Source organism: Bacillus sp. FSL P2-0099 (genome assembly GCF_038007445.1).
GTDB lineage: Bacteria > Bacillota > Bacilli > Bacillales > Bacillaceae_G > Bacillus_A > Bacillus_A mycoides.
On sequence record NZ_JBBOXE010000001.1, the window covers coordinates 924,802 to 946,882 of the forward strand.

The following is a 22,081-nucleotide window of genomic DNA, read 5'->3' on the forward strand; positions in this document are numbered from 1 at the left end:
TTGAGGGGGGAAGTTTGTGTATAAAGTAATTGCAAAGAGGCTTTTAAATGCAATTCCGCTTTTATTTGTTATTTCTATTATTTCTTTTCTATTAATAAAACTAGCGCCGGGCGATCCCGTTCGAAACTTTGTAACGCCGAATATGAGTCCGATTGACGTTGAACGTATTCGCAAAAGTTTAGGACTAGATCAGCCGATTTACGTGCAATATTTTTTATGGTTAAAAAATATTTTAACAGGGAATTTTGGATACTCACTTCAAAACCATCGTCCTGTTTTAGAACTTATTACAGAAAGATTACCCGCAACAATCGGGTTAATGGGATCATCTTTACTCGTCTCATTTGTAATCGCAATACCGCTTGGGTTATTTACAGGTGTGAAAAAGAACTCGTTCTTTGACCGCATTGTGAACTTCATCTCCTATGTGGGAATCTCAATGCCAGTCTTTTGGTTCGCGTTACTATTAATCTACTTATTCTCTTTAAAGTTGAACATGCTTCCGAGTATGGGTATGCGCACAGTCGGTCAAGATTCCTTCTTGGATATTGTCCAGCACGGTATTTTACCTTGCATGGTGCTAGCGTTCCAAAACATCTCTGTCTATATGAGATATATTCGCTCAAGTACAATTCAGCAATTAGAAGAAGATTACGTACAAATTCAATATGCGTACGGTGCTTCACAGAAAACAGTTTTATTTAATCACGTACTTCGAAACGTATTAATACCGATCATTACAATTTTCGGATTATCCATTCCAAGTTTAGTAGGCGGAGCGTTCATTACGGAAACAGTATTCTCATGGCCGGGACTTGGTTCACTCGGGGTGAATGCTATTTTTAGATTTGATTATCCAATTATTATGGCAATCACATTATTATCATCGTTCATGTTAATTCTCGGTAATTTAATTGCTGATATTTTATATGGCGTAGTAGATCCACGCATTCGAATGAGGGGGTGATTTGGAATGAACAATAGGAGATTTCAAACGATAAAAAATAGTTTTACAAAAAATAAGTTTGTAGTAATGGGAGTTATTATACTGGGTGTTTTAACAATCGCGTCTCTTTTCGCATTCATATCACCGTACGATCCTAGTCAAATGTCGATTCCAGATCGTTTACAAGAACCGAGTTTAAGTCATCCTTTCGGCACAGATGATTACGGAAGGGATTACTTAACGAGAGCGTTATATGGCGGACGAGTTTCGCTTGCTGTTGGTTTTCTAGCGATGGTTGTTTCCATTACAATCGGAACCGCAGTAGGAACAATTAGCGGATATTTTGGCGGAAAGTTAGACAACTTCTTAATGCGAATTGTTGAAGTTTTAATGTCAATTCCATCATTCTTTTTAATGCTGTTATTAAATGCGTATTTAAAACCAGGCATTACAACGCTTGTTCTTATTATTGGATTACTAACGTGGATGGATACCGCGCGTATCGTAAGGGCAGAAACGTTATCTGTAAAAGAGCGTGAGTACGTTTTATATGCAAAAGTATCCGGACAAAAATCATTGATGATTATTGTAAGACACATCATCCCTAACATTTTATCGACCATTATAATCGCAGCGACATTAACAATTGCGACATCGATTTTAATGGAATCATCACTTAGCTTCTTAGGGTTAGGTATTAGAGAACCAGATTCTTCTTGGGGCAGCATGCTAAATAATGCGCAAGGATACATAGGTGAAGCTTGGTATTTAACACTCTTCCCAGGGTTCCTTATTCTATTAACTGTACTAAGTTTTAACGTAATCGGTGAAGCGTTGAAAAAAGCTTTCGCACCAAAAGGGGCTCATCATGAGAACTAATGTTTTAAGTGAGGGGGAGTGAAAAGCGTGTCTGAAAAACTATTAGAAGTGAAAAACTTAAAGACTTCTTTTTTCATAGAAGACGGCGAAGTAGAAGCAGTTCGCGGCGTTTCATTTAGCTTGAAAAAGGGTGAAGTCGTTGGGATTGTTGGCGAATCGGGAAGCGGAAAGAGCGTTATGGCGAAATCGGTTATGGCCCTCGTTACGCCTCCGGGGAAAGTGAAAGAAGGAGAGATTCTTTTTCAAAACGAAAACGTGCTTTCTAAATCGGAGAAAGAATTGCGTTCTATTAGAGGAAATCAAATTTCGCTTATTTCCCAAGATCCAATGTCGGCATTAAATCCAGTTGTGAAAATTGGTAAGCAAATGACGGAAGTAATTATTCGGCATCAAAAAGTGAAAAAGAAAGAAGCACAAAATATCGCGGTCAACTTACTAAAACAAGTCGGTCTTTCTTCACCGGAAGAAAGGGTAAAACAATATCCGCATGAACTAAGCGGCGGTATGAAGCAGCGGGTTATGATCGCAATGGCAATGTCTTGTAACCCAGACCTTCTCATTGCGGACGAACCGACGACAGCGCTTGATGTAACGATACAAGCACAAATACTAGATTTAATGAAAAACTTAAAAAACGAAACGAATATGTCATTACTTCTTATTACACATGATCTTGGAATTGTTGCGCAAAACTGTACACGCGTCATCGTTATGTACGGCGGACTTATTATGGAAGAAGGACATGTACTTGATATTTTTCAATCGCCGAATCATCCATACACGAAAGGCTTATTAAACTCTCTGCCAAAAATATCGAACGGAGTAAAAGAAAGACTAGCGCCAATTCAAGGTGTAACGCCAAACTTACTACACCCGCCGAAAGGGTGCCCATTCGCAGAGCGTTGCCCACATAAAATGGACATTTGTGAAAAAGAACGTCCACCATATTTTGAAATTGGAAACGGAAGACGCTCCATGTGCTGGCTAAACGATAGGGCGGTAGGTGATTCACATGCATGAAGAAAACTTAATTGAAGTTCGGAACTTAAAAAAGTATTTTCCTATTAAAAAAGGACTATTCGGCAGAAAAACAGAGCAATTAAAAGCAGTCGATGACCTAAGCTTCACAATTAAAAAGGGTGAAACATTCGGACTAGTAGGAGAATCCGGCTGCGGGAAATCAACGACAGGAAGAAGCATCATTCGTTTACACGATGTAACTTCAGGTAACATCCTATTTGACGGAAAAGATATCGCGGATCTAAAGGAAAGTGAACTAAAAGAATACAGAAAACGAATGCAAATCATTTTCCAAGACCCATACGCATCATTAAACCCGACAATGAACGTATTCCAAATTATTAGCGAACCGATGAACATTCATGGCTCTTACACAGCCGAAGAAAGAAAAGAAATCATTCTAGACCTTCTCAAAAAAGTAGGCCTAAAAGAAGAACACCTATATCGCTATCCGCACGAATTTAGCGGAGGCCAAAGACAGCGCATCAGCATCGCACGCGCACTATCTGTAAAACCGGACTTCATCCTATGTGACGAACCAATTTCAGCACTAGATGTCTCAGTCCAAGCACAAGTCGTAAACATGCTGCAGGACATTCAAGAAGAAACAGGAGTCACATACTTATTCATCGCACATGACCTATCCATGGTAAGACACATATCAGATAGAATCGGAGTCATGTATTTAGGAAACATAGTAGAAATTGCCGATAGCGAAGACCTATACACAAAACCGGCACATCCATACACACAAGCACTACTCTCATCCATGCCAGAACCAGATCCAACAAGCACAGGCAAAGAACGGATTATTCTAGAGGGAGAAGTACCAAGCCCACTAAACTCACCATCCGGCTGCAAATTCAGAACGAGATGTAAATTCGCTACTGAAAAATGCGCACAGGAAGTACCGAAAATGGTTGAGATTGCGAAGGGGCATGAGGTGGCTTGCCATTTGTTTTAGATTTGAGGAAAAGCATTGGGGGGGACCTGGTGGTATTTCAGTTGGTAATATGATAGCTGGTATGGCTTGTAGCGTTAAATAATTTATATAATAAACAATAAACATAAAAAAGAGCTAAGGTTCTCATACAGCCTTAGCTCTTTTTTATGTTTATTAAACAATTGATCATCTATTTTTCTTTACATAATCTCCAGATACAGTCCATATCAACTATAGATTCTTGTCTTATGCTAAATGTAATCAAAAAGCAAGTAGATAAAGATAATGACTAAAGCATTAACTCTAGATACTTTTTTGATGAATATTACAAATAAACAGGAGGTAATGAAAAATGATTAAAACATTATTAGCAGGAGCACTTTTAAGTACAGGATTGGTAGCGGGAGGTGCAGTAGGTGCAGATGATGCGAAAATGGACAATTTAAAGTCAAATGAAAATAGCTCCAATCAAGTAATTACACAGAGTGCAGATGGAACAACGTCTTTCTCACAAAACTTTGATTTACCTAAAGATGCAGTGCCAGCAACTCCTAAAGGAGACGCAAAAACTGTTGAAAGAACAGAAGGTACAGGTTCTCAAGAAGGAAAAATGGTGCCAACAAAAGAAGGTACAGATTCTCAACCTGGATTTGAAATGGGAGCCCCTGAAAAACCAGAACATGCAAAAACTGTTGAAAGAACAGAAGGTACAGGTTCTCAAGAAGGAAAAATGGTACCAGCAAAAGAAGGTACAGATTCTCAATCTGGATTTGAAATGGGAGCCCCTGAAAAACCAGAACATGCAAAAACTGTTGAAAGAACAGAAGGTACAGACTCTCAAGAAGGAAAAATGGTACCAACAAAAGAAGGAAATTAAATACTATATAGTTATAACGAAGAGCATCCAAAAGGGGTGCTCTTTTTATATTGTAGGGATTAACTAGTTTTACTCAATATAGAACTATAGGAGGAATTCAAGCTAGAATAGGGGTTACTGTCTCTTCAAATCATGGTGTTGGAAGCACTAGTTTTGGTGGTAACGTTACAACATAAACATTTTATTAGAGATTTTCTAAATTTACATACACTCTAGATGGACTACATATCAACTTCAGATACTTGTTTTATGATACAAGTAATCAAACAAAAGGAGGGCAATACAAAATGATTACAACAGTATTAACAGGGCACTCTTTTAAGTACAGGAGATTATTAACAGGTGGAGAAAATGTTGAAGATGTACAGACAGATAAACATATTCCATATGAACAAAATGAATTGCAGCGGACTCTAGAAAAGTACGATTCGAAGAAATTTGAGTTATAAAAAGAAAATAGATAAATATAGTGAAAATAGATAAATATAGTGAAAATAGATAAATATAGTGAAAATAGATAAATTGACAAGAGAAAAGCACTTTGTGTATATCACAGGTGCTTTTTATTTTCATTTTGATATAGGGCTTGAATTAAATTTTTACACTAAAATATATACGGCAAAAAGGGGGGAGTTCATTGCACAAAGTTATTTATGGAATATTAATTTTAATTTATACTTTGTATTCATTTTTTGTAAGTGATGGAAGTGAAGTAAGGTTTATTATGGTGTTAACTATAGTACTTATCTTTTCTGTAGTTTTAGAAAAAGGAAATGCAAACAAAACGACTGATTAAAGGTCTTTTTGTTTGCATTTTTTAGTTGGCTATTATAGTCCAGATACTTTAGGGGTAGCACCAAATTTCGTTTTTGAGACACTATTACATTTTTAGTTGATGAAAACACCCGCCTAAAATAGAAAACTTTTAACCTATTATCATTTATTCCGTAGCTTTTAAGGTGTTTAACACGACTTTGGTTGCGTCTGCAATAAGTTTATCATCGTATTTAGCATCTTCTTTATCATGATTAGAAAGTATAGCAAGAACAATCGGCTTTTTATTTGGTGGCCAAATAATTGCGATATCATTTCTTGTTCCGTAAGATCCCGCGCCTGTTTTATCAGCTACTTCCCATCCTTTTGGTACGCCCGCACGAATCAATTTATCTCCAGTTGTATTTCTCTTCATCCAATCTACTAATAGTTCACGTTTTTCTATTGGAAGTGCAGTTCCTAATGTAAATGATTGAAGTGTCTTAGCTATCGCTTCTGGTGTACTAGTATCATGTGTTTCTCCTGGATGCACTTCATTTAATTCAGGTTCAAATCGTTCTGAAGTAGTAACAGTATCTCCCATTTCTCTCAAGATTTTTTCAAATTCAGAGGGCCCCCCTAACTGTTTAAGAATCAAATTATGTGCTGTGCTGTCACTATATCGAACAGAAGCATCTGCAAGTTCTTTTAAAGTCATTCCTGTATCAACATGCTTTTCAGTAATTGGATTATAATTAGAAAGATCTTCATGAGTATACGTAATCCTTTGATCAAGAGCTTCTAATGAGTTCTTGCGTAAAAGAGCGCCCACAGCTAATGATTTAGATGTAGATGCAAATGCAAAACGATCATCTGAATGATAAGCAACAGTTTGATTTGTACCTGTGTCCAGTGCATAAATACCAAGCTTAGCATCATATTCTTTTTCAAGTTTAGCGAAAGATTGATTACCTGTATTTTCTTGTTTAATTTGATTAGCTTGATTCGTTTGTTTAGGTGGTTCAGATTGAGTGTTACTATTGGAACAGCCTATAAGTGATACACATGAAAGTAATACTACAGGCACAATCTTTTTGTAATGTAAAATGTTAAAGAACTTGTTTAAAACGAACATAAATTTTCAACCTCTTTCAAGAATATATGGATTTTGTCTAGGTATTCTAAATACCAATGCAATTAAAGATGGCATAGGGTAACAATACTACTGCAACTAAAATTTCACAGGTTAAAGGACATCCAAAACGTTTATCCCGCTATTTGTGGGCAGTAAGACCCCCACCTCAAAATTCAGCGGAAGCAAAGAAGTTAGGTGGGGGTCGGGCTGCCCGTAAAACCCCCACTGATTAAAGTTTCACTTTATATGATTGATAAGTCACGGTTTGGGGTGTTTCTTTTTTGCTTTCACTTGTAATGGTTCACCTGTGAAAGTATTAAACTTGTAATACTTAACCGTAGTATTACAATACATATTTTTTACTTTTGGGAATAATAAGTCCTTTCTTTTTTTTGTAATACATAAAAATAGATGTCAAACGGGATATGCTGTATCCAATCTGGACAACTACTATTAGAAATACACTTATTAGACACTCTAAGTAATAAATTTGTTCCACTTTAAGATGAGGAAGAATTTGGGGTTTGTAAAATAACAATGGAACTACGTGTTTTTTCGTCATACAAAAACTTCTACATATAAGTAGAGGTTTTTAAATTGTATATTAATGAATTATGCTTTTTTAGATAAAGAAAATCGAGTTCAGGTAAACGAAGAACATAGAAGAAACGTTGTTTGATAAACTTAAAGATACTGTTGAAAATAACGTAGAAGCGATGGATCAGTTGTACGAAAAATTTATTCGCCAGATAGAAAATACTCCTATTATCGGGCAATATCATAACTACAAAAAAGGGAAAAATGAAGCGGTGTTAGATGAACCTAAAGGAATATTAAACACAATTTTACATCCAATAGATAGTGTTGAGGGCGAAGTTAAAATACCGTTACCTTTTATTGCTGATTGGAAACTAGTTGTTGGCGGAGATGTAGCTTATGGTAGTATAGGTGGAGAGGCAAAAGTTGGATTAAAAAATGAATTAAGTGTTGGTCTTGGACCTGTTGGTTTAGGAATAAAATTTGGAGTAGAAAAGTAGAAAAGAGTTAGAATGTTATATTTATGAGGGGGAAGTTTTTTTATACTAATATTTAGGCCCCATCATCATGAATTGATTCGCGAAGCTATCCATTGCTCTTCTATATCTATCTAAATCATCTCCTATCTTTCTAAATTCATCGATTCTATAGACGAGCTCCTTCTCTACTTCACTTAACCTTCTTTCAATTTCTTTAGCGGTATTTCCTTTCCAGCTATGTGCTAATAGTGTTTTTATGGCATTGACATTCTTTCTGTGATTTTCTAATTCTAAAATACACGATTCTAAATTATTTTTGGCACCTACTACATCGGCAGCATGTGCTATAACATCATAATTTTTCATGAAGATCACCCGTTTTTCAGTTTTGTTTATCAACAGTTTCAAATTCAACCGCTCTTTGTTCAATGAAATCAGCCTCAGAACGAATACGTTCCATATACCCTCTTTGAAATCCATAAATACCGTATGTAAGTGTATTTATTAAATTGCCATCAACACTAGCTGGCGATTGTTGTAATACATTAATAATTTTATTGCTTGCTTGTACGATCTTTTGGTTAATATCATCAATTTCCCTTTTTAAATCTGAAGTAATTTGTTTAACTTCTTCGACTGTTAAATGAATTGTAACCCCATCAGCGCGCGGGGACCCCTGAATTTTCTCTCCTGTCTCGCCATCGTACATATTCTGTATATTTAAATAACCGTATTTATCGTGACTAAGGTTATCCATGGAATGAAAGCTTGGACCCATAAAACCCATGAAAAAACGAACAGTATTATAACCATTTGTTAAAAAAGGTAAAAATGGAATATAACTACTTGCATCATGAATCCTATTATCATTTTTTATATCTGGTTTATCTGTATAAAATAAATGACCTATACGACCTCTATTTTTATTATCATTTCCTCTAAAACCAGTAAATACAGTATCATTGGGGTTTCCGATAGTTGTAATTTGATCTTTATAATCTCCCCTTAAGGCTTTTTCCTTTTTATCTTTAGGTAATGAAGCAATAACATTTGGAGCTTCGTAACTAACAACTGCTACATCATTCATAACCCCAGCGTATTCACCTAAACCACCACCTAGAGAATGGCCGGTTAATGTAAGCTGGTATCCGTCTAACCCATTTTTAGGGTCTTTCATATATTTCTTTACTTCTTTTGTTAAATCATCAGCATTAGTAAATTGACTTTCTGCAACTATTTTTTGCTTTCTTTCTTTCGCCATAGCGAAATTAAATTGTTCAGTTAAAGGAAGTGATGAAGTGTCAAAGCTATTCATTTTTTCCAAACTATCTTGATTTTTTCTAAAACGATTACCCATAACATCAAATACATCTGCATCATAAAAATCAGGTGCTTCCCAAGAGCCGCGAAAAGCAATCACAACTTGTTTTGTTTCTTCATTCTTGTAAACGGTGGCATCAAAGCTATTTTTTGAGTTATGAAGAACAGCACCATTTATTTCTACAGGTTTCCAAATCTCTTTTTGTTTACCAAATTCTACAACTTCTGTAAGAGCATCACCATAACTACTAGTAGCCAAATGGGAAAGGCTTTTATCTGAAACTGAACTTCCCATATTTCCATCTCCTCAAAAAAGATTTATAGTTATATTATAAATCTTCTTAAGGAGGAAATATATTGAATAAGAGAAAAAAGGTGAATATTGCTATTTTTACGATTTTATTATTAATAATAGGCTACGTATCTTATACAATGTACAACAAAAATATTACGCAAGATAAAGCTTCAAAAGTAGCAATAAATCATATGAAGGATAAAGAAAATATAGATCTTGTAGTTACTAAAGTTGAGATTTTACATGGAGTACGTGATGGTTTTATTGATGTAGAAGGTTATTCTAAAAATGATAAGAAAAAGGTAATCCGCGTTACGATAAACAAAACGCAAAACTATTTAGTCTCCGGTTGGGGATTTAAGGATCAGAGGTAAATGATTAGATTACTCAAATAGTAAATTCAAATGAGAGAAAGGCACCTGAAGGTGCCTTTTTTAACTAGATTTATTATTAACTAATGTATCTCCACCACTAAGCTCCGCCTCAATCTGCGAAGTTTTCGATGACTCATCCATACGCCAATACGTAATAAAGCTTATCGCGATACATCCAGCTACGTAGAAGTAAAATAGTGATTCCATTCCGATACTTTTTAGCCATAATGCGATGAACTCGGCTGTTCCGCCAAATATCGCAACAGTTAGTGCATACGGTAAACCTACGCCTAGTGCGCGAATTTCAGTTGGGAAGAGTTCGGCTTTTACAATTGCGTTAATGGAAGTGTAACCAGTAACGATAATGAGGCCGACCATCATGAGTAAAAATGCTACCATTGGGTCTGTCGTTTTTTCCATAAAGAAGAAGATTGGTGCTGTTAGTAACGTTCCGAGAATACCGAAAGCCATTAATAGTGGGCGGCGTCCAATTTTATCGGATAATAGCCCTGCAATTGGTTGAAGTACAACGAATATAAGTAGTGCGGCAAAGTTAATCCAGCTTACAACTTCTTTCGGAAGACCGACTGTATTTACCATGAACTTTTGTAAGTATGTTGTGTACGTATAGAATGCGACAGTGCCTCCTAGTGTTAGGCCGACTACTGTTAATACTGCTTTCGGGTGTTTCATAAGAGCGCGAACGGTTCCTGCGCTTTCGCGGTTTTTCGATTCCATGTTTGAGAACTGCTCTGATTCATCCATTGTACGTCGAAGCCATAATACAGCTACTGCTCCCATCGCACCAATAATGAATGGAATACGCCATCCCCAAGCTTTCATATCTGGTTCGCTTAGTAATTGCTGAAGAACAATTTGAACGCCTAACGCAACCATTTGCCCAGCAACGAGCGTTACATATTGAAAACTTGAATAAAAACCACGGCGTCCACTACTAGCCATCTCAGATAAATATGTTGCGGAAGTTCCATACTCTCCGCCAAGTGATAACCCTTGAAGTAAACGAGCAAGAACTAAAATAATTGGTGCCATAATACCGATGCTTTCGTAACTAGGTGTACAGGCGATAATTAAAGAACCACCGGCCATAACTGTAATGGAAAGCGTTAATGCTGCCCGGCGTCCGTGCCGATCTGCATAGCGTCCCATTAATAAACTTCCGATAGGGCGCATTAAAAATCCGACTGCGAAAATAGCTGCTGTGTTCAGTAACTGACTTGTTGGATCTCCTTTAGGAAAGAACTCTGCTGAGAAGTAAACAGCGAAAGCAGAGTAAACGTACCAATCGTACCATTCAATTAAATTGCCGACTGAACCTTTGAAGATATTGCCGGCGACTCGGCTTGATTTTGCTTGAGCCATATTAATTCCTCCTCTTACTTATAAATAAAATGATAATTATGAAAGCGTGTTCAATGTAGTTGAATTGTACTGTTTATAGAATAAAATCTCAATATTATGACAATTTTATTCTTTTTGTACTTTATGTACATGGAGAGTTTTAATAGTTGCTTCATTATTAGTTTTGTCATAATAATAGAAAAAGGAGATTGATAGTTTTGAATATTTTATCAAAGGATATGAAGCATGAAGAAATCAAGTAAAGTATCATTGCAAACGAAAATAGTAAGCTTAATTATTACGTTAATTTTATTTGTCGTTCTCCTGTTAGCAGGAATATTTGTTTATATTCAGTCCGTTGATACGAAGCGTCAAGTAGAGCAGCTAGCACTGCAAACGGCGAAGTCACTTTCTTTTATGCCAGCTATAAAAGATGCTTTTCAATACAACGAGCATAAAAGTACGATTCAATCCATTGCGGAACAAGTTCGCGAGCAAGCTGGTGCAGATTATGTAATTGTGGAAGATCGCTACGGGGTTATGTATTCCCATTCTAATTCTGAGTTGATTGGAACAAAAAGTAACAATCCATATAACTATGAAGCACTCACTTTTGGTGGCTATTATACACTCGAAGGAAATGGTGCAAGTGGCCCGGCTTTAATGGCGAAGGCGCCTATTATTGTTCATAACGGAGACTACGATCAAGTAGTAGGCGTTGTGACAGTAGAGTTTTTAATAAAAGGTATTGAATCTAACATACTGAGTAGAACGAAAGAAATTATACTCTTTTCTTTAGCGGTGTTACTAGTTGGAATTGTTGGCGGCATTCTTTTAGCGCGTAGTATTCGTAAAGATACACTCGGTTTAGAACCGAATGAAATTGCAGCGTTATACCGGGAACGAAGTGCGATACTACTATCTATAAAAGAAGGGATTATCGCTATTGATCAAAATGGTTTTATTACAATGATGAACACCTCGGCAGAAGAAATGCTGCATGTAAGTGATGACTATATGCAGCAGCACATTTCAAAAGTTTTACCGGAATTTAATATGGAGAGAGTGCTAGAAAACGATCAAGAAATCGCGTTTCAAGATAAAGTGTTTATTTTAAATAGGACACCGATACTTGAAAATAACAGTACAGTAGGAGTTGTATGTAGTTTTAGAGATAAAACAGAACTACAAAACTTAGTGAATACGATATCTGAGGTAAGAAAGTATTCCGAGGACTTACGTGCTCAAACACATGAATTTACAAATAAACTTTTCGTCTTATCAGGATTACTTCAGTTAGGACATTACAAAGAAGCGATTGAATTTATTCAACAAGAATCTAATGTTCATCAAAGCCAAAACCATATTTTATTTCATCAAATTCATGATGCAAAAGTACAAGCTATTTTATTAGGCAAAATCGGAACAGCATCTGAGAAGAAAATTGATTTTCATATTGAAGGAGATAGTGCGCTTCAGCCATTACCAGACCATATAAAAGTTTCACACCTCATTACGATTGTTGGAAACATAATCGACAATGCGTTTGATGCGGTGAGTGAACGAGAGGGAAAGAGTGTTTCCTTCTTTGTTACGGATATTGGATACGATATTGTGTTTGAAGTGATAGATAGTGGAGCGGGAGTACCGACAGAAAAAATCGCAACTATTTTTCAAAAAGGATTTTCAACGAAAGGAAATGATCGTGGTTACGGGCTAGCAAACGTGAAAGAAATGGTAGATCTACTAGAAGGAACAATTGAAATTCAAAACGAGAAAAATGGGGGAGCTATTTTTACAATTTACCTTCCAAAAACATTGAGAGAAAGTATATGACAAACAGGGGGATGGGCATATGTTGAAGGTTGCAATTGCAGAAGATGATTTCCGCGTCGCGCAAATTCAAGAGGAGTTTTTATCAAAAATAAAGGACGTAAAAGTGATCGGAAAAGCATTGAACGCAAAAGAAACGATGGAACTACTACAAAAGGAAGAAATCGATTTACTTCTATTAGATAATTATTTACCAGATGGAATTGGTACAGACTTATTGCCGAAAATTCATGCTGAATTTCCAAACGTTGACGTCATTATGGTTACAGCGGCGAATGAAAACCATATGTTAGAAAAAGCAATTCGAAACGGCGTAAGCAACTATCTTATAAAACCGGTCACGTTAGAAAAATTCGTTCGCACAATTGAAGACTATAAAAGAAAGAAGCAATTATTACATAGTAACAATGAAGTGAATCAAGAAATTATCGATAATTTCTTTGGCACTTCGCAAACACAAGACATGAAAAACTTACCGACAGGTGTGGATCCGTTAACACTGCAAAAAGTGAAAGGGATTATAAAAGGATTTGAAGAGGGAATTACAATAGAAGAAATGGGAGAACAAATGGGGGCCTCCAGAACAACCGCAAGAAGATATTTAGAATACTTAGTAGCCACAAACGAATGCACAGTAGAGTACACATACGGCATTATCGGACGACCAGAACGAAAGTATCGAATAGGACGAGGGTTATGAAAAAACGATTATTACTATGTATATGGATCATAACAGGAGTAATAGCTGGTTGTTCTTCAGAAAAATCTCAAACGAATACAGTAAACATAGACGAAGTAGAAATCGTTGCACCAAACGTTCAAGGAGCGGGATGGGACTTAACAGCACGAGCGATGCAAAAAACGCTGGCAGAAGAAAAAATCTTCACAAAACCAATCACTGTCACAAACAAAGTAGGTGGCAGCGGTGACGTCGGATGGAAATATACGAAACAAAAAGGCGGTCACGTACTGGCGATCAACTCAAGCTTACTCATAACGAACAACCTACTAGGCCACAGTAAACTAACATATAAAGACTTCACACCGCTCGCAACACTCGCGTCAGATTGGGAAGTCGTTGTCGTATCAAAAGAATCAAACATAGAAAACGCAAAACAGCTAATGGAACAACTAAAACAAGACAAGAAAAACTTCAAAATCGGCGTTGCCCCCGGCTTAGGAAACGACGATCACCTATCATTCGTACAAGTAAGTAAAGCCTTCGGCATAAACCCTGCCGAACTAGAATTCTTCGTCTACGAAAACAAAGAAAAAATCATAAACGCCCTAACGAACAAACAAATAGGCGCCGCAACCATGACCCTATCCGAAGCCGAAAAACAATACAAATCCGGCAAAATAAAAATACTAGCCGTATCCGCACCAAAACGGCTAGACCGACTACCAGAAATCCCAACATGGAAAGAACAAGGAATCGACGTCATCTTCCAGCACTGGAAAGGTATTATGGGGCCAAAAGATATGACGGAGGAAGAGGTTGCTTATTGGGATAGTATTATTAAGAAGATGGTTGAGAGTGATAGTTGGAAGGGGATTTTGAGGGAGCGGGGTTGGGAGAGTTTTTATAAGGATAGTGGGGAGACGAGTGGGTTTTTGGAGGAGAATGTTTTTGAATATGGGGGAATGATGAGAGAAGCTGGAATGAAAAAATAAGAGGTAGTAATCATATAGAAACAAAGTGAATTTGTTATAAACCATAATCTCCTTCTCAATTCACATAATAATTACGTAAATAGAGAAGGAGACTTTTGGTGATATAAAGATTGTAGGTTAAACTTAAATTACTCTTTAACGTTATTAGCTATAACAGAAGCAATATAAGAGTTATTCAACCAATAACACTGCTTTGTAATTTGCTGCCCATCAGGTAAAGTTACTTTATCAGCACCATTACGAGCTTTTGGTCTAATATGCGCGACGCCGTTGAAATTTATTTTTGGTAGGTTATTTGCTTCGACGACTTTATCACCACGTGTTTTGTATTCAATTTGAATACCTTCATCTATCACTTTATTAACTTCTTCCCATAGTTCACGTATTTCTTTTTCTATTGTAGGGACAGGCATGTTCCAAAGCTTAATACCTTTAAAGTAGAGTTTACGGTTTGGATTTTCTTTTTTTGTTTGGTTAAATTCAAAAATTACGAATAAAAACTTGGTTTGATAGAAGCGTTCTCGAATTTCGCTTTCTTCCCATGATTCGTTTGTCCATTGATGAAAATCAATTGTTTCAAATGACATGCTTTGTTCTGGTTTTCCGTTTGGCTCTAAACGAATTGTCTTAAATTCTATATTGGCCTTCGCAAATTCTTCAATTTTATCGAGTCGAGTTCCTTTAATACCAAGTAATGAGCTTACTAATAATGGAACAAAGCTCTTGGTTGTAGGTCTGTAATCGATAGACAATTTTTGAGCAATTTTTTGATTAGTTAGGCCTATGTAATTCTCAAATTTTGAGTAAAGGATTTCTTCTAAAGATTTTCCTTTTAGTTCATTTGTTGTTGTGAAACTTACCAGTTCTTCGTTTAGGATATATCTACGAACTAGTGCGGTCATATAAGAAGGCTTTAATGAAAAAGCTCTTTGCATTGCTTGAATTTCAGAACACGGTTGTGAGCGAAGTGAATTTTTATTGGATCCTTTTGTGCAAGCTCCTAAATAGTTTGTATCACCTTCAGATAATTCATGTGCTTTGCCGGCACGAATTTTATTTACGATGATTTCCCAGTCTTGTTTAATTATTTCTAAATCAGCTTCAGGATAGGTGAATAGAAAGCTTTTTGTAATATGAAAATCTTTACGATCTACGTCAGGTACCCATTCATAGAACATTAATAGTAGCTTTTCGTTTTTCTTCCAAAAGCTTGATGTCTCAAAGTGTGTATGAACTTCTTCCATATAGTTGATAATATTTAAAACCAAGCGTTCTTTGGCTGATAATGAACCGTTTTTATTTTGTTTAAATGCAGTTACTTTGAGTTCAATACCAAGGTGTTTAAAATCAGCTTCTGCGTTTGAATTTACTTCATATCCAAAAAAACTTTCCTCGATTACTTGTCCTAGCCCACCTTTTGATTTTGCGTTTGCAAGTCGGTTAGTTGAATCAATTTCACCAAATGTCTTTCCTTCAGCTTCATGTGCTTTTTTCATAAGTTCTTCTACTGTAGTGTAGTCCATAATAATTTCCTTTCTGTATTCAGTGCTGAGTGTATGATTTTAATACATATTAAAGTTATGCTATAATTAAAAGCTGTTTCAATTTTATATAAGTAAAATTTATAAGAAGGAAAAGGTAGTTGTTACCATTAAAAAACAGTTATATTGGATCTTTTCAAGATAATTTATTTCGTTTATAATATTGATATGGTAGCGAAGTATGCTCTTAATTGTTATAAGCTAAAAAAGGATGGTTCTTAAACTTTTATAGATAATCTTTTCCGCACTTTTAATTATAAAGAAGCATAAGTAAATAAAACACCGAAAGGATGTTCGTGTATTTATGGTGAAAGTAGTAGAACTTTTTGCGGGAGTAGGAGGCTTTAGATTAGGACTAGAAGCAAACGAAAACTTTGAAGTTCTTTGGGGGAACCAGTGGGAACCTTCAACTAAAGCACAACATGCATTTAATTGTTATGCAACTCGCTTTGAAAATAGAGGAATACATGTAAATAGAGATATAGCTGAAGCTTGGCCGGAAATACCTGAGCATGATTTATTAGTAGGAGGTTTTCCTTGCCAAGACTATTCTGTAGCACGTACTTTATCAAGTGAAAAAGGAATACAAGGGAAAAAAGGTGTTCTTTTTTGGGAGATAATGAACATAGTTAATTCTCGCAAGCCAAGGTTTGTTTTGTTAGAGAATGTAGATAGATTATTGAAGTCACCAGCAAAACAAAGAGGTCGTGACTTTTCTATTATGCTGGCGAGCTTTAGAGATGCAGGATATGTAGTGGAATGGAGAGTTATTAATGCTGCGGATTATGGAAATTCACAAAGAAGACGAAGAGTATTTATTTTTGCGTACTTAAAAGAATCTCATTTCGCATCTGTTCAAAGTGAAATGAAGTCGTTGGAGATATTATGTGAAAATGGATTCTTTGCTCCGATTTTTAATGTGCATGAAGCACCTGAGGAAAATAAAAAAAGAGGGCAATTTGAGTTGCCGGTCGATATTATTGAGGTTTCTGATACATTTAAAGCGGAATACTATAATTCTGGTGTGATGATAGAGGGACAAGTATATACTGAAGAAGTGGTACCAGTAACTGAAAACCCAGAGACTTTAGGTGAGGTTGTTCAGAAAGTATATGATAAATTTGGTCCTGCAGATGAATCATATTATTTGAAAATGGATAAGGTTAACAAAAAGGGAAGAACAGAATTTGAGGAACTTAAGTACCTTAAAGGCCCTAAGAAGGAAGAAAGAGTATCAAAGGCGACGGGTCATAAATACTTCTACGCTGAGGGAGGAATGGCTTTCCCAGATGGTTTAGATAAGCCTGGACGTACAATGTTAACAAGTGAAGGAACATGTAATAGAAGTTCCCATGTAATTGAAGATCCTTATACAAAAAGGCTAAGATATTTAACGCCAGCTGAATGTGAGTTGTTAAATGGTTTCCCAATGGACTGGACGAATACAGGAATGCCACAAAGAAACAGATACTTTTGTATGGGAAATGCTTTAGTGGTTGATTTGGTGGAGCGAATGGGTAAGAGAATTTTGGAGATTAATATGGAAGAGGAAGAACAAGGTGGATGGGTGCAATTAAGCCTTATTTAGGTATATGAAGTTAGTAGCTAGATGTTAAAAAATAAAATTAATATGAGTAAGTAACCCGATTTTGTGTATGGATATAAAATCGGGTTATTTGTGTTTTTTAAATAGTGAAATTTGTAAAGTGAAAAAATTTTTTATTTAAAAAAGAGAAAGATTCTGTATGTATATTATAACAAGAAAGGAATATTATTCAAAAAAATTATGATGTGATATAATTCTATAGTGTAAAATCGTTTTTTTATGTTGTATATATTAGATTGATGAATAGTGTAGTTAATTATAACAGTACTAGTGTTATTATAAGACGAAAAATTGAATTATATCTTATTATTTTAATAAAATGTTAAAGAGGTGTGCAAATGAATGAAAATGGAGTAGAGAAAATAGAGGAGTGCCTTTTTGAATTATTAAAGAGGGTAAAAGAAGAGACACTTTTGTTGAGGGAATCTTTAGGAATTCCTGAAAAACAGAGTATCATTGCTTTTCGTGGGGAACCTCAAGATTACGAAGGGACAAAATTATTACCATCGTTATATAGAAGAGGTTTAAGCCCAAAACAAGAAATTAAACTATTTGATTTATTAAATGATTATCAGGTAATAGGTGAAAAGGATAAAACAAATTTACAAAAAGCAATAGCCGCACAACATTATTTAGCAACTAGTAGGTTATTAGATATAACATATAATGTTCTGGTAGCAATATATTTTGCTACTGCCTATGAAAATGATAAAGGTGACAAGGATGGATATTTGTATGTATTCTGTTTACCACAGCATTTCTCTCCGAGTTCGAAGTATATCGAAAAATATTATAATGATATGTTATTAGAAAATCAAAATGAGCTAATTTTAAAAAAGAACTTTAAAGTGGTAACACATGGACATTTTAATGACAGGATAAAATTACAACGAGGAGGATTCATATTTTTCCCGGCAAGTAATATTACGAGGATACCGAGTTGTTTTTACAAAAGAATAAAAATAAGTGGTAAGAAAAAAGAAAATATAAGAAAGCAATTAGCAGAGTTCTTTTCTATATATGAGTCTACTCTTTTTCCGGAAAAGGATAAATTGAGTGATGTTATTTTTGAAGGCATCGATAAAACTTTGGAAGGATGTAAAACAGATAATACACTGGAAGCTGAGTTGGATTCGTATTTCGAAAACTTAGAATTTGAAATTAATTCGTATATAAATAATAAAGAGCCTAAAAAAAATGTTATGAGGCAATTAAGAAAGTACGAGCAAGATTTATTTTGTGCTCTTGATGAATTAGAAAAAAAGGCTAAAACCAAGGGAGAAGATATGGGAAGGTTAAATGAAATTAGGAAAAGGGCTTGCCATGACTTCGAATATTTACGTTTATATTATACAAAAAGGGGCTAGTAATATGATATTAAGAGATGAAGATATAAAGAAGATATACAAAATATTAGGTGATACAGGATTAGAAGAGCGAAGCGTTGATTTGAAATCTGAAATCTTAGAAGTTATTAATGATAACGGGGATATAGTGGAGTATCATGTAGGGGATTTTCGTAAAAACAGTAAAGATAATGTTACATTCAAAGAATTTTGGGAAAGCTATGAGCAAAAAAATAATTTAGAAATACAGCCATTAATGATATTTGAATCGTGGGAAGAGGAACAGGACTTTCGGGATCAGGTAGTTGTCGAAGCAAAAAGCGGTATAGAAAAACGAAAGATAAAAAAAGATTTAGAATCTTTAAAGACATGTTATTTAATTCGAGATAGTGAAATTGAAATGTTTTTGGAAGAAGATGGAGTGAATTATTTAGAGTATAAGGCTGCCAGTAAGGAAGTCGAAGGTGGTCTAGGTTTAGTTTATAATATTTCATTAAGAGAATTGTACAAGCTATATAATCAAACAGGGAGTGGATTGTTTAAAGATAATGTGAGGGTAGGGATTGTTGGTAACGAGGCAAATCGTTTACGAAATAATTTCAAAACGAAATTTTTATTAGGTTTATATGGTCTGAATAATTCATATAATACAGATTCGACATTTAAGGAAAAAGTGAATGAATATCTTAAAGAGAATAATGGTTCAGAGAATTTTGATGGATATGAAAATGCTTTGGAAAATTTTTGGTTTCACCATAATGGAATCACGATTTATTCACCTGAAAAGTTCCGAGTTGAAGAAGATAAAATTATTTTCAACCCATTAAATGTTAGTGTAATAAATGGGGCACAAACATTAACGCATTGTACTGATATTGTAAGAACAATTACAAAGGGTTTGAAGAGCAAACTTGGGGAAGACAATTCAGAAGTAATTGATTTTGTTAATCAATTAATGGATAGATTAAAACAGTCTGTTAAAATAAAAACAATATTCATTGCAGTGAATTCTAAATTGAAGAGATCTGTAACATTAGGATTGAATACTCAAATCCCAGTTAAGATTGAGGATATAGAAACTAATACTGAGCTGGTAGAGAAAATCAATAAAAAATTAGACAAAAAAAATAAGAGAATTTGTAGGAATGGTGAAGATAGAAGTTACGGCGGTTTTTTATTGCCAGATTTCGTTAAATCTTATTTGTTATTTAAAAATAAGCCAGGGACGGCAAGAAATCTTAATAAAAACAAATTGGTAGAGTATTTAGAGGAAATAGATAAGTTTTTAGATGAAGATGTTGAAATGGTTGATGATTTTTTAAGTAGTATGGATATATTTAATTATATTGACAAGTGGTGGAGAAAAAGGGAGAAACCTGAAATGGTGTCTGAAGAGGATTATTCTGGATTATCTAGTAATGGTAAATTTTATTTCAAGTCTTATTCCAAAGATGTATATAATGATGCAGAAGATGAGAATGATAAAGAGGAATATTTTCAGGGGATATATGAAAGTTTTGTAGATACATTTATTCAATTAGCTCCTAAAATAATAGATTCTAATATGTTGAAAAGGGATGATTTGTACAAAATTTATCAAGAAAATCATAAGAATTTAGAAGAGGATGAAGATAAAGCGATTGAATTCTTTAAAGAGCCTTCAGAATTGGCCAGTAAATTTGAAACCTACAAGGATAACAATAAATCTAAATCTAACCGAAGTATGTTTATAAAAAAAGAGTTGGAGGAACAGGGGATAAAAGTAGATTTTAGGACAATCAATGTAATTTTTAAAGGTAAAGATGAAGGGTTTAATTTGAAAGAGTCATTTGCTTTACCAAGTAAAACATTTAGTCAATTTTATGAGACAGAGGATTACCCTAAAATATATGATGGTGCAAAAGATGATGAAATATTGTCCTTTGAAGATTCATATTTAAAAAAAGAAATTGAAAAAGAGTTTCTCTTTTTTATCTTTATCGAAAATCTAGTTGGAAAGCTTGTCGGTATCCACGTAATCCCTAAGTTTAACTTCTCATACCTTTCTCATAAGGCAAAAGTAGTATATAAAGATACTGTAGATAAATTTAAGGCTGGAAATGCAGAGGAGTTTGTAAAAGCATCTGCTAATAAAGGGTTACATATTAGGCCTAAGGCTAAAGATGCAAATGATACCTTTACTTTTACAGATGGTAGCCAGCAAATAAAAAGAACATTTTGGGTTAATAGAGAAACTTTATTGGAAACTATAATTCCTGATTTGAATAGTTTTATGGAGCATATAACTGAAGATCAGTTAGTAGGAATATAATTCTGAGGTTAATCAATGGATTGTTTTTTATTTTAAGGGATTCTGAAAAATATTTATTTGAAAGGTAGTATATGTTGTCATAAATGATGTAGAGATAAGATGAAATGGAACGTTAGAGAGGCAAAGCGGCTTATAATAATAAAAGAGTTAAAAGAAAAGTTTGATTGGCGATTTATGGATGTGATCGGGAAGTTGAAAAAGTATAAAGAAGAAGAGCAGGACCCGAGTCATCATGAAGTTCAAGTTACCTTGAAGGAATTTTTCAATTTAATAGAAGAGGTAACGAACTATCTTGATACACCTCAAAGTGATATAGAGGATATAATTAATCAATCGAACTTCCCACTATCTGAATTCCCAACCCTTTTCACAACTGAAGAAGAAAACTATATAAAAGAAGCAATGAAGCAGTTTAACAACTAGTTAAACTGCTTTTTCATTATAATAGAAGAAAAAACTAACGGAGGAAAACCCCATGCCAACCTACAACAAACTAATCCGAGACAAAATCCCACAAATAATAAAAAACAACGGAAAAACATCTACAACAAGAATCCTACCCGAAGATGAATACATAAAAGAACTCTGCAAGAAAACACAAGAAGAACTAACCGAATACCTAGAAGCAAAAACAAAACCAGATAAACTAGAAGAACTCTCCAACCTCCCAGAACCAATAAACGCCCTAGCCGAACACGCAGGCACAACACTAGAAGAAATCAACAACATCCGAAAAAAGAAAGCAAAAGAACGAGGCGGCTTCTCAGATCGAGTCTTCCTAATCGAAGTAACCGACAACTAGCCCCTCCCATACCCCTTCCAAGCCCCTACCAAGTAATAAATCACTAAG

The 22,081-nt window shown here is 35.0% G+C and carries 21 protein-coding genes and 1 pseudogene; 17 read left to right on the forward strand and 5 right to left on the reverse strand.

Going from position 1 to position 22,081, the window contains the following annotated elements; translation table 11 throughout:
• Positions 1 to 16 precede the first annotated feature (16 nt).
• The 7 genes from MKY90_RS04670 to MKY90_RS04700 all read left to right on the forward strand — a co-directional run bounded on the left by MKY90_RS04670 (position 17) and on the right by MKY90_RS04700 (position 5,461).
• On the forward strand, positions 17 to 967 hold the full coding sequence (locus tag MKY90_RS04670; RefSeq protein WP_002125592.1) for an ABC transporter permease: 951 nt from the start codon (positions 17 to 19) through the stop codon (positions 965 to 967).
• Between the two features lie 6 nt (positions 968 to 973).
• On the forward strand, positions 974 to 1,825 hold the full coding sequence (locus tag MKY90_RS04675; protein WP_215598997.1) for an ABC transporter permease: 852 nt from the start codon (positions 974 to 976) through the stop codon (positions 1,823 to 1,825).
• 27 nt (positions 1,826 to 1,852) lie between these two features.
• Positions 1,853 to 2,845, forward strand: a complete 993-nt coding sequence (locus MKY90_RS04680; RefSeq protein WP_002087306.1) for an ABC transporter ATP-binding protein — start codon at positions 1,853 to 1,855, stop codon at positions 2,843 to 2,845.
• Entirely contained in the window at positions 2,838 to 3,809 is a 972-nt protein-coding gene (locus MKY90_RS04685; protein WP_141507031.1) for an ABC transporter ATP-binding protein, read from the forward strand. The genes MKY90_RS04680 and MKY90_RS04685 overlap by 8 nt, the downstream gene beginning before the upstream one ends.
• A 331-nt stretch (positions 3,810 to 4,140) precedes the next feature.
• A complete protein-coding gene (locus MKY90_RS04690; RefSeq protein ID WP_085309462.1) occupies positions 4,141 to 4,665 on the forward strand; it encodes a hypothetical protein in 525 nt (174 codons plus the stop codon).
• A gap of 287 nt (positions 4,666 to 4,952) precedes the next feature.
• Positions 4,953 to 5,114 (forward strand): hypothetical protein, encoded by a 162-nt coding sequence (locus MKY90_RS04695; protein ID WP_165689461.1) that lies wholly within the window; start codon positions 4,953 to 4,955, stop codon positions 5,112 to 5,114.
• Positions 5,115 to 5,302: 188 nt separating this feature from the next.
• Positions 5,303 to 5,461 (forward strand): hypothetical protein, encoded by a 159-nt coding sequence (locus MKY90_RS04700; RefSeq protein ID WP_002087303.1) that lies wholly within the window; start codon positions 5,303 to 5,305, stop codon positions 5,459 to 5,461.
• 144 nt (positions 5,462 to 5,605) lie between these two features.
• On the opposite strand, the gene blaIII is transcribed toward MKY90_RS04700, so the two are convergent.
• Positions 5,606 to 6,553: a class A beta-lactamase BlaIII gene (gene blaIII, locus MKY90_RS04705; RefSeq protein ID WP_002016516.1), complete on the reverse strand. Its 948-nt coding sequence runs from the start codon at positions 6,551 to 6,553 to the stop codon at positions 5,606 to 5,608.
• 671 nt (positions 6,554 to 7,224) lie between these two features.
• Here blaIII and MKY90_RS04710 point away from each other — a divergent pair.
• Positions 7,225 to 7,590 (forward strand): hypothetical protein, encoded by a 366-nt coding sequence (locus MKY90_RS04710; RefSeq protein ID WP_098168894.1) that lies wholly within the window; start codon positions 7,225 to 7,227, stop codon positions 7,588 to 7,590.
• A gap of 45 nt (positions 7,591 to 7,635) precedes the next feature.
• Here the strand turns inward: MKY90_RS04710 and MKY90_RS04715 are convergent, their stop codons facing one another.
• On the reverse strand, positions 7,636 to 7,935 hold the full coding sequence (locus tag MKY90_RS04715) for a hypothetical protein (RefSeq protein ID WP_013246223.1): 300 nt from the start codon (positions 7,933 to 7,935) through the stop codon (positions 7,636 to 7,638).
• A 16-nt stretch (positions 7,936 to 7,951) separates the two neighbouring features.
• Entirely contained in the window at positions 7,952 to 8,989 is a 1,038-nt protein-coding gene (locus tag MKY90_RS04720; protein WP_215599687.1) for a lipase family protein, read from the reverse strand.
• A gap of 257 nt (positions 8,990 to 9,246) precedes the next feature.
• On the opposite strand from MKY90_RS04720, the gene MKY90_RS04725 reads away from it, so the two are divergent.
• A complete protein-coding gene (locus MKY90_RS04725; RefSeq protein ID WP_044792516.1) occupies positions 9,247 to 9,558 on the forward strand; it encodes a hypothetical protein in 312 nt (103 codons plus the stop codon).
• A 60-nt stretch (positions 9,559 to 9,618) separates the two neighbouring features.
• Here the strand turns inward: MKY90_RS04725 and MKY90_RS04730 are convergent, their stop codons facing one another.
• Entirely contained in the window at positions 9,619 to 10,941 is a 1,323-nt protein-coding gene (locus MKY90_RS04730; RefSeq protein WP_341090549.1) for an MFS transporter, read from the reverse strand.
• 225 nt (positions 10,942 to 11,166) lie between these two features.
• On the opposite strand from MKY90_RS04730, the gene MKY90_RS04735 reads away from it, so the two are divergent.
• From MKY90_RS04735 to MKY90_RS04745, 3 genes are read left to right on the forward strand one after another with little or no spacing between them, the layout of a single operon-like run.
• Positions 11,167 to 12,756, forward strand: coding sequence for a sensor histidine kinase (locus tag MKY90_RS04735; RefSeq protein WP_341090553.1), 1,590 nt, complete (start codon positions 11,167 to 11,169; stop codon positions 12,754 to 12,756).
• Positions 12,757 to 12,775: 19 nt separating this feature from the next.
• A complete protein-coding gene (locus tag MKY90_RS04740) occupies positions 12,776 to 13,453 on the forward strand; it encodes a response regulator (protein WP_215564027.1) in 678 nt (225 codons plus the stop codon).
• A complete protein-coding gene (locus MKY90_RS04745; protein WP_341090558.1) occupies positions 13,450 to 14,427 on the forward strand; it encodes a tripartite tricarboxylate transporter substrate binding protein in 978 nt (325 codons plus the stop codon). The genes MKY90_RS04740 and MKY90_RS04745 overlap by 4 nt, the downstream gene beginning before the upstream one ends.
• A gap of 128 nt (positions 14,428 to 14,555) precedes the next feature.
• Here MKY90_RS04745 and MKY90_RS04750 read toward each other — a convergent pair whose 3' ends face one another.
• Positions 14,556 to 15,950, reverse strand: a complete 1,395-nt coding sequence (locus MKY90_RS04750) for a Sau3AI family type II restriction endonuclease (RefSeq protein WP_341090560.1) — start codon at positions 15,948 to 15,950, stop codon at positions 14,556 to 14,558.
• A 322-nt stretch (positions 15,951 to 16,272) separates the two neighbouring features.
• Here MKY90_RS04750 and dcm point away from each other — a divergent pair, with 322 nt between their 5' ends.
• The 5 genes and pseudogenes from dcm (at position 16,273) to MKY90_RS04775 (ending at position 22,033) form a co-directional block, all read left to right on the forward strand.
• A complete protein-coding gene (gene dcm, locus MKY90_RS04755) occupies positions 16,273 to 17,556 on the forward strand; it encodes a DNA (cytosine-5-)-methyltransferase (RefSeq protein ID WP_341090562.1) in 1,284 nt (427 codons plus the stop codon).
• Positions 17,557 to 17,912: 356 nt separating this feature from the next.
• Positions 17,913 to 18,941, forward strand: a complete 1,029-nt coding sequence (locus MKY90_RS04760; protein ID WP_341090564.1) for an FRG domain-containing protein — start codon at positions 17,913 to 17,915, stop codon at positions 18,939 to 18,941.
• On the forward strand, positions 18,874 to 21,231 hold the full coding sequence (locus MKY90_RS04765; RefSeq protein ID WP_341090567.1) for a DNA mismatch repair protein MutH: 2,358 nt from the start codon (positions 18,874 to 18,876) through the stop codon (positions 21,229 to 21,231). Before MKY90_RS04760 ends, MKY90_RS04765 begins: the two co-directional genes overlap by 68 nt.
• A 141-nt stretch (positions 21,232 to 21,372) precedes the next feature.
• Positions 21,373 to 21,654: pseudogene (locus MKY90_RS04770) on the forward strand (MerR family transcriptional regulator); the annotation flags it as partial.
• A gap of 52 nt (positions 21,655 to 21,706) precedes the next feature.
• The gene (locus MKY90_RS04775; protein ID WP_341090570.1) at positions 21,707 to 22,033 is read left to right on the forward strand and encodes a nucleoside triphosphate pyrophosphohydrolase; all 327 of its coding nucleotides are present in this window, start codon (positions 21,707 to 21,709) and stop codon (positions 22,031 to 22,033) included.
• The last annotated feature ends 48 nt before the right edge of the window (positions 22,034 to 22,081 follow it).

What these genes read in the sequence shown, in the direction of transcription:
- MKY90_RS04775 (WP_341090570.1), top strand. Translation starts at nt 21,707, where the DNA reads ATGCCAACCTACAACAAACTAATCCGAGACAAAATCCCACAAATAATA.
- MKY90_RS04750 (WP_341090560.1), bottom strand. Translation starts at nt 15,950, where the DNA reads ATGGACTACACTACAGTAGAAGAACTTATGAAAAAAGCACATGAAGCT.
- dcm (WP_341090562.1), top strand. Translation starts at nt 16,273, where the DNA reads ATGGTGAAAGTAGTAGAACTTTTTGCGGGAGTAGGAGGCTTTAGATTA.
- MKY90_RS04745 (WP_341090558.1), top strand. Translation starts at nt 13,450, where the DNA reads ATGAAAAAACGATTATTACTATGTATATGGATCATAACAGGAGTAATA.
- MKY90_RS04730 (WP_341090549.1), bottom strand. Translation starts at nt 10,941, where the DNA reads ATGGCTCAAGCAAAATCAAGCCGAGTCGCCGGCAATATCTTCAAAGGT.
- MKY90_RS04685 (WP_141507031.1), top strand. Translation starts at nt 2,838, where the DNA reads ATGCATGAAGAAAACTTAATTGAAGTTCGGAACTTAAAAAAGTATTTT.
- MKY90_RS04695 (WP_165689461.1), top strand. Translation starts at nt 4,953, where the DNA reads ATGATTACAACAGTATTAACAGGGCACTCTTTTAAGTACAGGAGATTA.
- MKY90_RS04690 (WP_085309462.1), top strand. Translation starts at nt 4,141, where the DNA reads ATGATTAAAACATTATTAGCAGGAGCACTTTTAAGTACAGGATTGGTA.
- MKY90_RS04735 (WP_341090553.1), top strand. Translation starts at nt 11,167, where the DNA reads ATGAAGAAATCAAGTAAAGTATCATTGCAAACGAAAATAGTAAGCTTA.
- blaIII (WP_002016516.1), bottom strand. Translation starts at nt 6,553, where the DNA reads ATGTTCGTTTTAAACAAGTTCTTTAACATTTTACATTACAAAAAGATT.
- MKY90_RS04740 (WP_215564027.1), top strand. Translation starts at nt 12,776, where the DNA reads ATGTTGAAGGTTGCAATTGCAGAAGATGATTTCCGCGTCGCGCAAATT.
- MKY90_RS04765 (WP_341090567.1), top strand. Translation starts at nt 18,874, where the DNA reads ATGAAATTAGGAAAAGGGCTTGCCATGACTTCGAATATTTACGTTTAT.
- MKY90_RS04675 (WP_215598997.1), top strand. Translation starts at nt 974, where the DNA reads ATGAACAATAGGAGATTTCAAACGATAAAAAATAGTTTTACAAAAAAT.
- MKY90_RS04715 (WP_013246223.1), bottom strand. Translation starts at nt 7,935, where the DNA reads ATGAAAAATTATGATGTTATAGCACATGCTGCCGATGTAGTAGGTGCC.
- MKY90_RS04760 (WP_341090564.1), top strand. Translation starts at nt 17,913, where the DNA reads ATGAATGAAAATGGAGTAGAGAAAATAGAGGAGTGCCTTTTTGAATTA.